The sequence below is a fragment of the Georgenia deserti genome, assembly GCF_042680605.1.
In the GTDB taxonomy this organism is placed as follows: domain Bacteria; phylum Actinomycetota; class Actinomycetes; order Actinomycetales; family Actinomycetaceae; genus Allobogoriella; species Allobogoriella deserti.
In genome coordinates this window covers 644,535-659,818 of record NZ_JBHUEE010000001.1, presented here as the reverse complement: position 1 = coordinate 659,818, position 15,284 = coordinate 644,535, and the positions used below count along the sequence as shown (strand labels likewise).

The following is a 15,284-nucleotide window of genomic DNA, read 5'->3' as shown; positions in this document are numbered from 1 at the left end:
CTCGTCAGGCCTTCTGCCTTCGGTCGGCCCTCCTCGCACTCCGCTCCCCCACACCGGCCACACCTCGCCGACACCACCGCTCGCGCTCGTCAGGCCTTCTGCCTTCGGTCGGCCCTCCTCGCACTCCGCTCCCCCACACCGGCCACACCTCGCCGACACCACCGCTCGCGCTCGTCAGGCCTCCGTGTCCAGGGCGAGGAGGTCGTCGAGGCTCTCGCGGCGCACGATCGCTCGCGTCCTCCCGTCCCGGACCGCCAGGACCGGAGGCCGGGGCATGAGGTTGTACGTGCTGGCCATGGAGCGGCCGTAGGCCCCGGTGGCGGGCACCGCGAGCAGGTCACCGTCGCGGACGTCGGCGGGCAGGGCGACGTCGCGGACGACGATGTCGCCGGACTCGCAGTGCTTGCCGACCACACGGGCGCTGACGAGGTCCGCATCGGAGCGCCGGTTCGCCAGCGCGGCGGTGTAGGCGGCGCCGTACAGGGCGGGGCGGATGTTGTCGCTCATGCCGCCGTCGACGCTGACGTAGGTCCGCGCCGCACCGCCGTCGAGAGCGACGTCCTTGACCGTGCCGACCCGGTAGAGGGTCAGCCCGGCTGGACCGACCACCGAGCGGCCCGGCTCGATGGAGACCTTGGGTGGTGCGGTGCCGAGGTCGGCGCACCTGTCCCCGACGATGGTCGCGAGCCGCTCGGCGATCTCGCGCGGTGCGGGCGGCACGGCGTCGGCAGCGGTGTAGCGGATGCCGTAGCCGCCGCCGAGGTCGACCTCGGGCATCAGCCGACCGGTGGTGCGGGCGACGTCGGCGCGTAGGGTCAGCACCGCCCGGGCAGCGGCCTCGAAGCCGGCCAGATCGAGGATCTGGCTGCCGATGTGGGAGTGCAGTCCGACCAGCTCGAGACTGTCCGCGGCGAGGATCTCGTCCACCGCTTTGCGTGCGGCGCCGGAGGTCAGTGACAGACCGAACTTCTGGTCTTCGTGCGCCGTGGCGATGAACTCGTGGCCGCCCGCATGCACCCCGGTGGTGACGCGGACCATCACCGGAGCACGAACGCCCGCGGCGGCGGCGAGCGCCGCGACCCGGTCGATCTCGCTGAGGGAGTCCACGACGATCCGGCCGACGCCGTGGCGCACGGCCGCGGTCAGCTCCTCGTCGGACTTGTTGTTCCCGTGCAGACCGATGACGGCGCCGGGGACCCCGGCCCGGAGGGCGACCGCGAGCTCGCCACCGGTCGCGGTGTCCACGCCGAGCCCTTCCTCGTGGACCCATCGCGCGACTGCGACGGACAGGAACGCCTTGCCGGCGTAGTAGACGTCTGCCCCGGCCAGGCCACGCTCGGGCGAGAACGCGGACGCGAACGCCTCGGCGAAGGCGCGGGCGCGAGTGCGCAGGTCGTCCTCGTCCAGGACGTACGCGGGCGTTCCGTGCTCGGCCGCGACCTCACGCAGGTCCGCGCCGGCGACGGCGAGGGCACCGTCCCGGGTGCGGCGCACCCCGGTGGACCACACGCCACCCGGTGTGCCGTCCGGTTCCGGCGCGGACACGACGCCGGCGGCGCCGTCCGGGGCACCGGTCGCGCCGGTCACATCCGCTCCGGTGCACTGACCCCGAGCAGGGCGAGGCCGTTGCGCAGCACCTGGGTCGTGGCGTCGTTGAGCCACAGCCGCGCCGTGTGCACGGGTTCGACGGGGTCCTCACCGCGCGGGGTCACGCGGCACTGCTGGTACCAGGTGTGATACGCGGCGGCCAGCGACTCGAGGTAGCGCGCCACCCGGTGCGGCTCACGCAGCCGCGCGGCGTGTGCCACCACGCCGGGGAACTGCCCCAACGCCGCGAGCAGGCTCGCCTCGGCCTCGTGGTCGAGGACCGAAGGATCGAACCCGTCGCGGGTGACGCCGTGCTCGGCCGCGTTGCGAGCGACGTTGCAGGTGCGTGCGTGGGCGTATTGGACGTAGTAGACCGGATTGTCGAGGTTCTGCTCGCGGAGCTTCTCGCCCTCCAGCGACAACGGCGAGTCCGCGGGATAACGGGCGAGGGTGTAGCGGATGGCGTCGGTGCCGAGCCAGTCGATGAGCTCGTCCATGAACAGGGCGTTGCCACGGCGCTTGCCCATCCGCTCACCGGCGATGGTGACGAGCTGGCCGATGAGGATCTCGATATTCGTGGCCGGATCGTCCCCGGCGCAGGCGGCGATGGCCTTCAGCCGCGCGACGTAGCCGTGGTGGTCGGCACCGAGCAGGTAGATCTTCTCGGCGAAGCCACGGTCCCGCTTGGACAGGTAGTAGGCGGCGTCCGCGGCGAAGTAGGTGGGCTCGCCGTTCGCGCGGACGAGCACGCGGTCCTTGTCGTCGCCGAAGTCCGTGGTGCGCAACCAGACGGCACCGTCGCGGTCGAAGACATGGCCCTGCTCACGGAGCCGGTCGACGGCCTGAGTGACGGCGCCGCCGTCGTGCAGTGACTTCTCGGAGAACCAGACGTCGAAGTGGACGTCGAACGCCTCCAGGGTGCGGCGGATCGCGGCCATCTGGTCCGCGTAGCCCTCCTGTCTGGCGATGGCCAACGCCTCGTCGGTGGGCAGCTCGAGCAGGTCCGGATGACGCCCGCGGACCTCGGCGGCTCGTTCGTCGACGTACTCCCCCGGGTATCCGTCCTCGGGCACCGGCTGACCGGCGGCCCGGGCGAGGATCGACGCCGCGAACTTGTCCATCTGGCTGCCGGCGTCGTTGATGTAGTACTCGGTGCTCACCTCGGCGCCCGAGGCCCGCAGCAGCCGTGCGAGAGCGTCGCCGAGCGCCGCCCACCGGGTGTGCCCGATGTGCAGCGGACCGGTCGGGTTGCCGGAGACGAACTCGAGGTTGATCGTGTGCCCGGCCTCGGACGTGTTCCGGCCGTACTCCGCGCCGGACTCGACGATCGTCCGCGCCAGCTCACCCGCGGCCGAGGCGGCCACCCGTAGGTTGAGGAACCCGGGGCCGGCGACCTCGGCCTCGACGGCATCGGAGGCGTTCAGGCGCGCGGCGAGCAGCTCGGCGAGGGCACGCGGGTTGGTCCCGGCCCGCTTGGCGAGCTGCATCGCCACGTTCGTGGCCCAGTCGCCGTGCTCGCGTTGCCGGGGTCGCTCCACCTTGGGCTCCGGGACGTCGTCGGCGGCGAGGTCCACCTCGCCGGCGGCGACGGCGTCGAGCAGGCTGGTGCGGATGAGCGTGGCGAGTTCGGCTGGTGTCACCGGGCCAGGGTAATGGCCGCCCGGCACCGGACCGCGTCCGGTCAGATGCTCATGTTGCGGTAGACCTGCTCCACCGCGTCCCGCGGGCCGGCGAGGCTGAGGACGACGCCGTCGTCGGTGCGCCAGACGACGACCGTGTCCGCGGGGTCCTCCCCCGTTTCCAGGACCCAGGAGTAGCCCGTCCCGGTGGCCTCGTTGGCGGGCCCCTCGTCGGTGACCTCGGCGCCGTCGGCCTGGAGCCGGGAGACGAGCTCGTCGGCGTAGGTGTCGTGCTCCTCGATCGTCTCGAAGGCGGCCGCGGTGATCCGCAGCTCCTGGTCGCCGTCGGTGTAGACGCCTTCGATGGCCTGGCGGGCGCCGGCCTGCGTCCCGTCGGCGTTCTCGGACCAGCCGTCCTGGAGCTCGAACGAGGTCTCCGTCTCCGGGTCGATGACGGTCTGGTCCACCCGGCCTTCGAGGTCGCCGCGGGCCACCTCACGCTCGTCCTCGGCCGGTTCGGTCGTGGCCTCGTCCGATGCCGTCTCGCCGGTCTCCTCGGCACCGGTCTCCTCGGCACCGGTCTCCTCGGTAGCCGGGTTCGCCGTCGGCTCCGGGTCGGTCCCGCCGCCTCGGGTGGCCACGACGATGGCGGCGACCACGGCCAGGATCGCGACGACGGCGATCACCGGCAGCACCCACGCACGGCGCCTCGGCTCCTCGGGCTCGGCCGCAGCGTCGTCCTGCCGGTCGGCACCGGCGGCGTCCTGCTGCGCGTCAGGGGCGCCGTCCTCGGACGGCGACTCCGATGGCACGTCCTCCTGCCGCCCCGGCTGGGGTGGCTCCGGCGGTGTGGACATGTCGTTCCCTCCCTACGGCCCGGTCGGGCCCTGCGTGATGTCGCGGACAGGCTATGGCGGGCGGTGCCGTCCTGTCGTGCGTGGGAGGGGTCCAGGGCGTGAGGTCGGACACTCCGCAGCGTGTCTCATGCCACCCGAGCGGGCGTGAGTCGGCCCTCGTCCGGCTGATAACATTTCCAGGCGCTGTCACAGCAACGCCCCTTTAGCTCAGCGGATAGAGCGTCTGCCTCCGGAGCAGAAGGTCGTGGGTTCGAATCCCGCAGGGGGCACCGATCTCGAGGACGCGACAGCACCGATGGCCCGGCCCGCACAGGGTCGGGCCATTCGTCGTTCCACGGCTGATCCGTCACGCGGGGGGGCATCGTCAACGCCAGACGCCACGCGCGATCAGGACGTCCTTGAGCACGCCCGGCCGATCCGTCACCAGGCCGTCGACCCCGAGATCGAGGAGGCGGTTCATCTCGGCGGGGTCGTCGATGGTCCACACGTGCACCGCAAGACCGCCGCTGTGTGCGGCGGTGAGGAACCGGTCGGTGACGATGGGCAGGCCGCGGTGGCGTGGTGGGACCTGGACACACACGGCACCGGTCGGCAACGCCTGCACGGCCCGACGTCGTACCAGCTCGGGCAGCTGTGCTGCCGCAAGCAGCGTCGCCACGCCGGCCTGTCCGAGACTCGTGGCGACGCCGGGCCCGAGCGCTGTCCGGAGGATGCGCAACCGGTCGTCGGAGAAGGACGCCAGACAGATCCGGTCCTGTGCCCGCGTCTCCACGACCGCGCGCACGAGAGGGGCGATGACGGCGGATTCCTTGGCGTCGATGTTCACCCGCAGGTCTGGGTAGTCGCCCAGGAGTTCGTCCAGACGCACGGGGCGATCACCCGAGGCGTCCCGGAGTCGGGAGACCTGCTCCCAGGTGAGATCGCGGAGTCGGCCGTGCCCGTCGGTGACACGGTCGAGGGTGGGGTCGTGCAGGAGGACGGCGACGCCGTCGCGGGTCGCTCGCACGTCGGTCTCGAGGTACCTGAGCCCGAGCGTGCGGGTGTGTTCGACAGCGGCGCGCGAGTTCTCAGGCGCTTCGAGGCTGCCGCCCCGGTGGGCGAGCGCGACGGGTTCAGGACCGGCGAGGAAGATGCTCACGGCCGCCATCCTGCCGTGCCTGCGAAGGTGGTGACGGCGCGCCGACGCACGGAACGAGAACCCGGGTGGGACTCAGTGCTCGTGCCTGCTCAGCACAGGTCGGAGACGTCCGCGGCATGGTGGGACTCCAGCCACGGCAGCGGATCGGTGGTGGTGCCCTGGTCGTCCGTGTGGATCTCGAAGTGCAGGTGCGGCCCGGTGGAGTTGCCGTTGTTGCCGACCTCGGCGATGACGTCGCCGATGGAGACCTGCTGACCTTCGGAGACGAAGATCCCGTGCGGGTACATGTGGACGTACCAGGTGTAGAACACCTCGCCGTCGAGCTCGTGCCGGAGCACCACGAGCATGCTCGAGCGGCCCTCCTTGCCGTAGCCGACATAGTCGACGACGCCGTCCGCCGCGGCGTAGATCGGCGTCCCCATCGGAGCGGCGAAGTCCGTCCCGGTGTGGAAGCCGTACCCGCCGAAGGGATGGTTGCGGTAGCCGTAGCCGGAGGTGTTGCGGTACGTCCCGGCAGCCATCGGCGAGATGAGCTCGTGCTCGACCTGCTCGGTCACCGCGGCCCGGGTGCCGCTCGCCCCCTCGACCGGCGAGCATGTCGGCGCCTGCCGAGCGGTCGCGCGTGAGGTCTGCAGCAGTGCAGCCCGGCTGGAGGCTGCAGGGTCGGCGAGGAGGCTGCGCGGGGCGTTCGCGGGCAGGCGGCCGTCGGCGAGGACTTCCACCGACGAGATGTCCACGGCATTGACCGACGGTGGCTCGGGTTCCGGGGCCGCGGCGGGTTCGGCACTGGCGAACTCTCCGTCCGCGGCCGCGAACCCGGTCAACGGTGCGGCGATGGTCAGGGCGCCGAGTGCACCGAGCACGGCCGCGCGTGAGGCCAGGGCACGGGCGGATCGGGTGCGCGCGGGAGGCCTGTGGCGGGATCGCAGTTCGCGCCGGGAGGGCAGCGGCTCGGGCGCGGCGAGCACCTCCGTGGCAGCGTCCGAACCGCGGCGGGCGGCTCTGCGTCCGGCGGGTGGCGTCTGAGCGCGCTGCCGGCCGGTCGGCGCAGCCGGCGCCGTGTGACGCCCGGAGGTGTGCCGGGCCTCGTCCGAGGACGTCGCGGTCTCAGCCGTCGCGGCCTCGGCCGACTCGGCAGCCGGAACGGCGGGGCCATTCGGGGTCGATACGGATGGTGACGCGGCACGCGCGCGGCGGGAGCGCCGGGTGGGCCCGGCCGCGGCAGAGGTGGCAGAGGATGCGACCGAGGCCCGGTGACCGGCATCCGTGCCGGCCGTCCCGGCTTCGGCGGACGTGGTGTGCGACGCCCGTGGCGCAGCTTCCGGCGACGTCGCTGCAGGGGGCACGGCGTCCGGCGATCCGGTCCCGGCGGACCGACGCGCCGCCTCGCGCGCCCGTTCCGCCTCTCGGATCTGCCGTCGGGTCAATGCCGGTGCGTGTGGCACAGCACGATCCGACATCTGTGGGGTACCTCCGGAGGGGTCAAGTGCGACCAGCCCGGCCCCCACGGGCATGTCGCGGGACTGGTCCCGGTCATGTGTCACGGAACCATAACGACGAACCCTCGACGCCGTCCAATAACGGCCGGTCGAACGGTGGACGGGCGTGTCTGTTCAGCGTACCTGTGGACGGTTGGTCGTCAGGCCCGCTGTGCCCGCTGCATCGAGTCGCGAACCTCACCGACCAGCTCTTCGAGAATGTCCTCGAGGAAGACGACGCCGATGGCCGCGCGCTCACCGGGTGGCACCACCAGCGCCAGGTGCGCACCCGTGCTCTGCATGACTGCGAGCACGTCCTCGACCTCGTCCTCCGGCGCGACGGACGCCAGAGCGCGCATCCGCCAACTCGGTACCGGCAGCGAGCGTTCCTCGTCGGAGGCGTACAGGACATCCTTGACGTGGAGATAGCCGGCGAGCGTGCCGGCCTCCGTCTGCAACGGCAGCCGCGAATACCCGGTCCGGGCGACGACACGCTCGAGCTGGTCCGGGGTACACCCCACCGGCAGCGTGACGAGTCGCTCGGGCGGGACCATCACCTCGCGGGCCGTCTCCTCCGAGAACTCGATGGCGCCGGTCAACAGGCCGAGGTCGTCGCGCAGCACACCTTCGGCCTGCGACCGCTCGACGATGGAGGCGACCTCCTGGGCGGTGAACGCCGAGGTCACCTCGTCCTTGGGCTCGACGCGCATCGCGCGCAGCATGAGGTTGGCGATCCAGTTGAGTGCCGCGATCACCGGCAGCAGCACCCTGGACAGGGCCACCAGCGGTGGGGCGAAGATGCGAGCGGCGCGCTCCGGTGAGGTGACGGCGAGGTTCTTGGGGACCATCTCCCCGAGGACGACGTGCAGATAGACGACGATCGCTGTGGCCAGGAGGAAGCCGACCACATGGCTGGCCTGGGCGGGCAGGCCCAGGGCCATCATCGGCTCCTCAACGGCGTGGGCGATCGCGGGCTCGGCGACGACGCCCAGTCCGGTCGAGCACGCCGTGACGCCGAGCTGAGCACACGCCAGCATGAGCGAGACGTTCTCCATCGCGTAGAGCACGGTCCGGGCGGAGTGCGACCCGGCGTCGACCAGCGGTTCGATCCGGGAGCGGCGCGCGGACATGACGGCGAACTCCGAGCCCACGAAGAAGGCGTTCAACGCCAACAGGACGGCGGCCACCAGCAGGGCCGTGGTGGTGCTCACTCGCTCTCGTCCTCCGCCGCCTCGGGGCTGGGCCACACGCGCAGCCGGTCCACGCGCCGTCCGTCCATCTGCTCGACGTGCAGGACGACGTCGGAGACACGGACCTCGTCCCCCACCTCGGGGATCCGCCCCAACCGGTCCATCACGAGGCCGCCGAGGGTCTCGTAGGGCCCGTCGTCGGGCACGACGAGCCGGGCCCGGTCGGCGAGCTCGTCCGGACGCATGACGCCGGGGATCACCCACGTCCCGCCCGGCCCGGCGTGCGCACCCGAACGCCGTCGGTCGTGCTCGTCGGCGACGTCCCCGACGAGCTCCTCGACGACGTCCTCGAGGGTGACGACGCCGGCCGTGCCGCCGTACTCGTCGACGACCACCGCCATCTGCAGTCCCTCCTCGCGCAGCTGGATCAGCAGCGGCGCGAGTGGGAGCGTCTCGGGCACCCGCGGAGCCTCGACCATGAGTGAGGAGGAGGCCACCGGCACCTCGGCGCGGCGCTCGTAGGGGACGGCGATGGCCCGGCGCAGGTGGACAAGCCCGACGATGTCGTCGCTGTCGTCGCCGATGACGGGAAACCGCGAGTGCCCGGTGGTGCGGGCGAGGTCGACGACGTCTGCGGCGGTCTCCTCACGCGTGAGGGTGTACAGCCGGCCGCGGTCGGTCATGACGTCGACGGCGGTCAGGGCGCCCAGCCCGATGGACCGGGTCAGCAACGTCGCCGTCGAGACGTCGAGGGTGCCCTGTTCTGCCGAGCGGCGAACCAGCGCCGCGAGTTCGGAGGCCGAGCGGCCGCCGGCGAGCTCCTCCGCCGCCTCGACGCCGAACCGGCCGAGCACCCAGTTGGCGGAGCCGTTGAGGGCGAGGATGATGGGGCGCAACGCGCGGGTGAAGACGCCCTGGACGGGCGTGACGACGCCGGCGGTGGCGAGCGGCTCGGCGAGCGCGAGGTTCTTCGGCACGAGCTCGCCGAAGACCATCGAGAAAGTGTTGACGAGGATCAGGGAGAGCACCACCGCGGTCGCGGTGGCGGCGGCCTCAGCGAGACCGGCGGACCCCAGAGGTGCCGCGAGCAGGTCGGCCAGCGCCGACTGGGCGGTGTACCCGAGGAGGATCGTGGTGGCGGTGATGCCGACCTGCGCGCTGGACAGTTCGAGCGAGAGGTGGCGCAGGGCGCGGCGGACACCGACAGCTCGCTTGTCCCCGGCGGCGGCGCGCCGGTCGACCGTGCCCGGGTCGAGCGCGACGAGCGAGAACTCGGCGGCGACGAACACCGCGGTCCCGGCTGTGAGGACGACCCCCAGCAGGATGAGCAGCCAGTCGGTCACCACCTCGGGTGCCGCCTGACTGGGGGAGGTTCGTCCGGGACGGCGTCGTCAGGGTCGATATGTCGACCGCGGCGGGATCGTCGCATGGTGGCACGATGGTAGCCACGCTCCGCCGGTCTGCCTAGCGGGCCGGTAACGCCGTCTTGACCCGCCGTTGGTCTCCAATGTCGGGGCCTGTCCGAGGAGTGTCATTCGAGTCTCACTTTGGGCCCCGTGGCAGGCACCGGCCCCACCCATTGAATAGGGTTGAAGGGATCTTCGTCACACCCCCGGAGAGGGCGATTTCCGAGTGTCCACGCAGGAGCACCACGACCCCATGGCCGCCTTCGGCGCCAACGAATGGCTCATCGAAGAGCTGTACGAGAAGTACCAGCAGGACAAGAACCTCGTGGACCCGGCCTGGTGGGACTTCTTCGAGGGGTACGAGAGCAATGGCAGCAACGGTCCGGCGCCGGACGCCGCCCGCGGCGGCGACGCCGGGCGGGCCGAGCCTGCGAAGCAGCAGGCGGACGCCGGCTCGGCCGCCCGCGAGACGCGCGAGGCCCAGCAGGGGCAGGGAGCTCGGCAGGAGCGGAAGGACTCGGCGCCCGTCGAGCGCCCGGACGCCGCGGTGACGCGGGACCGCCCCCAGCAATCGGTCGCCCGGGTGGACCCGCGGGCACAGCAGCCGGCCACCGAGAGCCTGCGTGGCGACCTGCCACCCGCTCCCCCGGTCGCGGCCCAGCCGGCGACGCAGTCCTACGCCGACGAGCCGGCCGCCCGCCTCGACGGTTCGCAGGAGGGCCCGGACGAGGACGAGACGGTCAAGCTGCGCGGCGTCGCGGCCCGCACGGTCACGAACATGGAGACCTCGCTCGAGGTCCCGGTGGCCACCAGTGTTCGTGCGATCCCCGCCAAGGTGATGGTCGACAACCGGATCGTCATCAACAACCACCTCACACGCGCCCGCGGCGGCAAGATCTCCTTCACCCACCTCATCGGGTTCGCCATGGTCGAGGCCCTGGCCGACATGCCGGACATGAACTACGCCTACACGACGACCGAGGACGGCAAACCGGCCGTCTTCCAGCCGGCACATGTGAACTTCGGCCTCGCCATCGACCTCCCCAGACCGGACGGGACCCGCACGCTCGTCGTGCCCTCGGTGAAGAACGCCGACGAGATGGACTTCGCTGAGTTCTGGTCGGCGTATGAGGACCTGGTGCGAAAGGCGCGCAACAACAAGCTGACCCTGGAGGACTACCAGGGCACCACGATCACCCTGACGAACCCGGGTGGGATCGGCACGGTCCACTCGATCCCGCGCCTGATGAAGGGGCAGGGAACGATCGTCGGCGTCGGCGCCATGGAGTACCCGGCGGAGTTCCAGGGATCCTCCACCGAGACCCTCGCCAAGCTCGGCGTCTCGAAGGTGCTGACGCTGACCTCGACCTACGACCACCGGATCATCCAGGGCGCGGCCTCGGGCGAGTTCCTGCGCCTGATCCACAACAAGCTGCTCGGTGAGGACGGGTTCTACGACCGTGTCTTCGCCGCCCTGCGGGTGCCGTACGAGCCGGTGCGGTGGCTGCAGGACGTCGAGTACGACCCGGCGATCGAACTGGGTAAGCCCGCCCGGATCGCCGAGCTCATCCACGCCTACCGTTCGCGCGGCCACCTCATGGCCGACACGGACCCCCTTGCCTACCGCCAGCGCCGTCACCCGGACCTCGACGTGGCCAGCTACGGCCTGACGCTGTGGGACCTGGACCGCACCTTCCCCACCGGCGGCTTCGGCGGCGCTGCACGCCTGAAGCTGCGCGACATCCTCGGCCAGCTCCGGGACGCGTACTGCCGCACCGTCGGTGTGGAGTTCATGCACATCTCGGACCGCGAGCAGCGCGAGTGGTTCCAGGAGCAGCTCGAGCAGCCGTACGCGAAGCCGACCAGCGAGGAGCAGCAACGCATCCTGAGCCGGCTCAACGCGGCCGAGGCCTTCGAGACGTTCCTGCAGACGAAGTACGTGGGCCAGAAGCGCTTCTCGCTCGAGGGCGGTGAGTCGCTCATCCCGCTGCTCGACACCGTGCTGACCGGCGCGGCCCAGGAGGGCCTGGACGAGGTCGGCATCGCCATGGCCCACCGCGGCCGCCTCAACGTGCTGGCCAACATCGCCGGGAAGTCCTACCGCCAGATCTTCTCCGAGTTCGAGGGCAACCAGGACCCGCGTACCGTCCAGGGCTCCGGTGACGTGAAGTACCACCTCGGCACGGTCGGGGAGTACACCGCACCGGACAGTTCGACGACGCGGGTGTACATGGCCGCGAACCCCTCACACCTGGAGGCCGTCGACGGCGTCCTCGAGGGTGTGGTCCGCGCCAAGCAGGACCGGCTCGACCTGGGCTCCGAGGGCTTCTCGGTGCTCCCGGTGCTCATCCACGGCGATGCGGCGTTCTCCGGGCAGGGCGTCGTCGTCGAGACACTGAACCTCTCCCAGCTGCGCGGGTACCGCACCGGCGGCACGGTGCACATCCTCGTCAACAACCAGATCGGGTTCACCACCGGCCCGTCGAGTGCGCGCTCCTCCTACTACGCGACCGACGTCGCCAAGGGGCTGCAGATCCCGGTCCTGCACGTCAACGGGGACGACCCGGAGGCAGTGGCCCGGGTCGCTCAGCTCGCCTTCGACTACCGGCAGCGGTTCCACAAGGACGTCATCATCGACATGGTGTGCTACCGCCGTCGCGGGCACAACGAGGGTGACGACCCGTCGATGACCCAGCCGGTCATGTACTCCCTCATCGAGAACAAGCGCTCGGTGCGCAAGCTGTACACCGAGTCCCTGATCGGCCGCGGCGACCTCACCGAGGAGCAGGCCGAGCAGGCGCTGAAGGAGTTCCAGCGCGAGCTCGAGCGCGCGTTCACCGAGACCCGGGAGACCGGCGGCACGCCCGAGCGCGATCAGGTCGCCGGCCTGGAGCTTCCGGAGTCCCAGCAGGAGGACGCCGGGACGGTCGTGGGCTGGCAGACCGCGGTACCTGCGGAGGTGCTCGAGCGGGTCGGTCAGGCGCACGTGCGCCCGCCGGAGGGTTTCGAGGTCCATCCGAAGATCCAGCAACTGCTGCAGAAGCGCGAGGCGATGTCCCGCGAGGGCGGCATCGACTGGGCCTACGGCGAACTCCTCGCGTTCGGTTCCCTGCTCATGGAGGGCACGCCGGTTCGCCTCGCCGGCCAGGATTCCCGTCGCGGGACGTTCGTCCAGCGCCACTCGGTGCTGCACGACTACCGCACGGGCGCGGAGTGGACACCGCTGCGCTACCTGACCCCGGACCAGGCGAAGTTCTTCGTCTACGACTCCTCACTCAGCGAGTTCGCGGCGATGGCATTCGAGTACGGCTACTCCGTGGAGCGGCCGGACTCCCTCGTGCTGTGGGAGGCCCAGTTCGGCGACTTCGCCAACGGCGCCCAGATCGTCATCGACGAGTTCATCTCCTCCTCCGAGCAGAAGTGGGGCCAGTCCTCCTCGCTCGTGCTGCTCCTCCCGCACGGGTACGAGGGCCAGGGACCGGACCACTCGTCCGCGCGGATCGAGCGGTTCCTGCAGCTGTGCGCCGAGGACAACATGACCGTGGCCCAGCCGTCGACGGCGGCGAGCCACTTCCACATGCTGCGTCGCCAGGCCTACGCCCGCCCCCGCAAGCCGCTGGTGGTCTTCTCCCCCAAGCAGCTGCTGCGGCTCAAGGCGGCCACCTCCGCCGTCGACGACTTCACGACCGGGACGTTCCAGCCGGTCATCGGTGAGGTCGACGAGCGCGTGCGCGGCGCGGCGGACCAGGTGGACCGCGTCCTGCTGTGCTCGGGCCGCGTCTACTACGACCTCGCCGCCCAGCGAGCCAAGAACGAGGACCGCCGGACCGCGATCGTGCGGCTCGAGCAGCTCTACCCGCTCGACCTCGAGGCGCTGCGCGGCGAACTCGACCTCTACCCCGGTGCGGAGCTGGTCTGGGTCCAGGACGAGCCGGAGAACCAGGGCCCCTGGACGTTCGTCTCGGACCACGCGGGCGAGGCGCTCGGCGGGCGCGAGCTGCATGTCGTCTCCCGTCCTGCTGCAGCCTCGCCGGCGGCCGGCACGGCCAAGCGACACAAAGAGGAGAACGCCGAACTGCTCTCGCGGGCCTTCGCCCGCTGAGTCTGCCGCGCCCGACGGCCCGGGACGCACGCCCGCGCGGCGTGCGTCCCGGGCCGTCGGCATGGTGGGGTGCAGGATGAGAACGCCCATCGGCGGGCACCACATCGATCGAACGAAGGAGAAGCAGTGGACGAGGGGATGCGGGTCTGCGTCGTCGGCGACGAGCTGGTCGCGGGGCTCGGCGACGCCCGCGGTCTCGGCTGGGTCGGGCGCGTGATGGCACGCACGACGACCGAGAATCCCGTCCTGGTCGCGCCGCTGGCCGTACCCGGTGAGTCGACGTCCGCGCTCTCGGCGCGGTGGGAGTCCGAGACCCAGCGGCGCTTCGGCGCCCACAGCGACAACCGCCTCGTCATCGGGCTCGGGTCGCAGGACATCCTCGACGGCGTCTCAGTCGCCCGGTCGCGGCTCAACCTCGCCAATGTCCTCGACGTTGCGGCGGCCTCGCGCATCTCGTGCTTCGTGGTCGGGCCGCCGCCGCGGCCCGATGTGGACGACGACGCCGTGGCTGCCCTGTCCCAGGCGTTCTCGGACGTCTGCCGGCGCCGTCACGTGCCGTACGTCGAGACGCACGAACCGCTGCGCACCCACGAGCAGTGGCACGCGGATGTCGCCGCAGGCGACGGCGTCCATCCCGGGCAGGCCGGCTACGGCCTACTGGCGTGGCTGGTGCTGCACAACGGCTGGCACGCCTGGCTGGGCCTTCCCGAGTCGACCTGAGCGCACCGAGGTCCGCGACTACAGTGGTCGGATGGTGACCGTCGACCTCGGGCTGCCCCGCCCGCGGACCTCGCCCGGGGACACTCCGGGCACGAGACCCGGTTCACCGCGGCCGGAGACGTCCGACCTCGTCGACTCCTACGGCCGCGTGGCGCGCGATCTTCGTGTGTCCCTGACCGACCGCTGCAATCTGCGGTGCGAGTACTGCATGCCGGCGGAGGGCTTCGACTGGCTGGCGAGCCCGTCGGTGCTGTCCGACGACGAGGTGGTGCGGCTGATCACCGTGGCCGTCGAGCGGCTCGGGATCCGGGAGATCCGGTTCACCGGCGGGGAGCCCTTGCTGCGCAAGGGCCTGGAATCGATCATCGACGCGACGACTTCGTTGCGCACCGACCTGGGGGCGGTGCCAGAGGTGTCGCTGACCACCAACGCGCTGGGCCTGGAGCACCGGGCGGAGGGATTGGTCGCCGCCGGCTTGGAGCGCATCAACGTCTCGCTCGACTCGCTCGACCGGGCGACGTTCGCGGAGCTGACGCGGCGGGACCGCCTGCCGGATGTCCTCGCCGGCGTCCATGCCGCGGCCGCGGCGGGTCTGAGTCCGGTGAAGATCAACGCCGTGCTCATGCGCGGTCTCAACGACGACGAAGCACCGGACCTGCTGCGGTGGGCGCTGCGCCACGGATACGAGCTGCGGTTCATCGAACAGATGCCGCTCGGCCCTCCGGAGGCGTGGACGCGGGGTGAGATGGTCACGGCCCGGGAGATCCTCGCCGGGTTGGAGCGCCGGTTCGACCTCGTGCCGCACGACCCTGCCGAGCGAGGCGCGGCCCCGGCCGAACGCTGGAGCGTCGCCCCCTCGGCGGACGCACCGGCGGGGACCGTCGGCATCATCGCGTCCGTCTCCGAGCCGTTCTGCGGTGCGTGCGACCGCACCCGGCTCACCGCCGACGGTCAGGTCCGCGCGTGCCTGTTCGCGCGGGACGAGACGGACCTGCGCGACCTGATGCGGTCCGGCGCGTCCGACGAGGAGATCGCGGAGCGCTGGCGCCTGGCGATGTGGGGCAAGAAAGCCGGTCACGGGATCGACGACCCGGGATTCCTCCAGCCTGCCCGACCCATGAGCGCCATCGGAGGGTGACGAGCACGAGTGAGGGACGAACGGAGTGCGAGGAACCCGACCAGCCAGC

At 71.4% G+C, this 15,284-nt stretch carries 10 protein-coding genes and 1 tRNA gene; 4 read left to right on the top strand and 7 right to left on the bottom strand.

The features are described 5' to 3' along the window. Window positions 1–174: 174 nt before the first annotated feature. From lysA to ACFSE6_RS03120, 3 genes are read right to left on the bottom strand one after another with little or no spacing between them, the layout of a single operon-like run. The gene (lysA, locus tag ACFSE6_RS03130; RefSeq protein WP_465254098.1) at window positions 175–1,587 is read right to left on the bottom strand and encodes a diaminopimelate decarboxylase; all 1,413 of its coding nucleotides are present in this window, start codon (window positions 1,585–1,587) and stop codon (window positions 175–177) included. Next, complete coding sequence (locus ACFSE6_RS03125) at window positions 1,584–3,227, bottom strand: arginine--tRNA ligase (RefSeq protein WP_388002235.1); 1,644 nt, start codon at window positions 3,225–3,227, stop codon at window positions 1,584–1,586. The genes lysA and ACFSE6_RS03125 overlap by 4 nt, the downstream gene beginning before the upstream one ends. Before the next feature lie 41 nt (window positions 3,228–3,268). Then, window positions 3,269–4,063: a hypothetical protein gene (locus ACFSE6_RS03120; RefSeq protein ID WP_388002234.1), complete on the bottom strand. Its 795-nt coding sequence runs from the start codon at window positions 4,061–4,063 to the stop codon at window positions 3,269–3,271. A gap of 196 nt (window positions 4,064–4,259) precedes the next feature. Between ACFSE6_RS03120 and ACFSE6_RS03115 the strand changes: the two genes are divergently transcribed. Beyond that, window positions 4,260–4,332: transfer RNA gene (locus ACFSE6_RS03115), tRNA-Arg, on the top strand. 95 nt (window positions 4,333–4,427) lie between these two features. Here the strand turns inward: ACFSE6_RS03115 and ACFSE6_RS03110 are convergent. From ACFSE6_RS03110 to ACFSE6_RS03095, 4 genes are all read right to left on the bottom strand, one after another. Then, on the bottom strand, window positions 4,428–5,210 hold the full coding sequence (locus ACFSE6_RS03110; protein ID WP_465254097.1) for a glycerophosphodiester phosphodiesterase: 783 nt from the start codon (window positions 5,208–5,210) through the stop codon (window positions 4,428–4,430). Window positions 5,211–5,290: 80 nt separating this feature from the next. Continuing rightward, window positions 5,291–6,169, bottom strand: a complete 879-nt coding sequence (locus tag ACFSE6_RS03105) for a M23 family metallopeptidase (RefSeq protein ID WP_388002232.1) — start codon at window positions 6,167–6,169, stop codon at window positions 5,291–5,293. A 671-nt stretch (window positions 6,170–6,840) separates the two neighbouring features. Beyond that, window positions 6,841–7,890 carry a hemolysin family protein gene (locus tag ACFSE6_RS03100; protein ID WP_388002231.1) on the bottom strand — a complete coding sequence of 350 codons (1,050 nt, stop codon included), beginning with the start codon at window positions 7,888–7,890 and terminating at the stop codon, window positions 6,841–6,843. Further along, window positions 7,887–9,212, bottom strand: a complete 1,326-nt coding sequence (locus tag ACFSE6_RS03095) for a hemolysin family protein (protein WP_465254096.1) — start codon at window positions 9,210–9,212, stop codon at window positions 7,887–7,889. The genes ACFSE6_RS03100 and ACFSE6_RS03095 overlap by 4 nt, the downstream gene beginning before the upstream one ends. A gap of 289 nt (window positions 9,213–9,501) precedes the next feature. Here ACFSE6_RS03095 and ACFSE6_RS03090 point away from each other — a divergent pair, with 289 nt between their 5' ends. The 3 genes from ACFSE6_RS03090 (at window position 9,502) to moaA (ending at window position 15,235) form a co-directional block, all read left to right on the top strand. Continuing rightward, window positions 9,502–13,377: a multifunctional oxoglutarate decarboxylase/oxoglutarate dehydrogenase thiamine pyrophosphate-binding subunit/dihydrolipoyllysine-residue succinyltransferase subunit gene (locus tag ACFSE6_RS03090; RefSeq protein ID WP_388002229.1), complete on the top strand. Its 3,876-nt coding sequence runs from the start codon at window positions 9,502–9,504 to the stop codon at window positions 13,375–13,377. 138 nt (window positions 13,378–13,515) lie between these two features. After that, the gene (locus tag ACFSE6_RS03085; protein WP_388002360.1) at window positions 13,516–14,097 is read left to right on the top strand and encodes a GDSL-type esterase/lipase family protein; all 582 of its coding nucleotides are present in this window, start codon (window positions 13,516–13,518) and stop codon (window positions 14,095–14,097) included. 31 nt (window positions 14,098–14,128) lie between these two features. Next, window positions 14,129–15,235 carry a GTP 3',8-cyclase MoaA gene (gene moaA / locus ACFSE6_RS03080; protein ID WP_388002228.1) on the top strand — a complete coding sequence of 369 codons (1,107 nt, stop codon included), beginning with the start codon at window positions 14,129–14,131 and terminating at the stop codon, window positions 15,233–15,235. Window positions 15,236–15,284 lie beyond the last annotated feature (49 nt).

Bases quoted from the DNA above. Each gene is read 5' to 3' on its own strand.
- ACFSE6_RS03120 (WP_388002234.1), bottom strand. From the start codon at position 4,063: ATGTCCACACCGCCGGAGCCACCCCAGCCGGGGCGGCAGGAGGACGTG.
- ACFSE6_RS03110 (WP_465254097.1), bottom strand. From the start codon at position 5,210: ATGGCGGCCGTGAGCATCTTCCTCGCCGGTCCTGAACCCGTCGCGCTC.
- ACFSE6_RS03085 (WP_388002360.1), top strand. From the start codon at position 13,516: ATGCGGGTCTGCGTCGTCGGCGACGAGCTGGTCGCGGGGCTCGGCGAC.
- moaA (WP_388002228.1), top strand. From the start codon at position 14,129: ATGGTGACCGTCGACCTCGGGCTGCCCCGCCCGCGGACCTCGCCCGGG.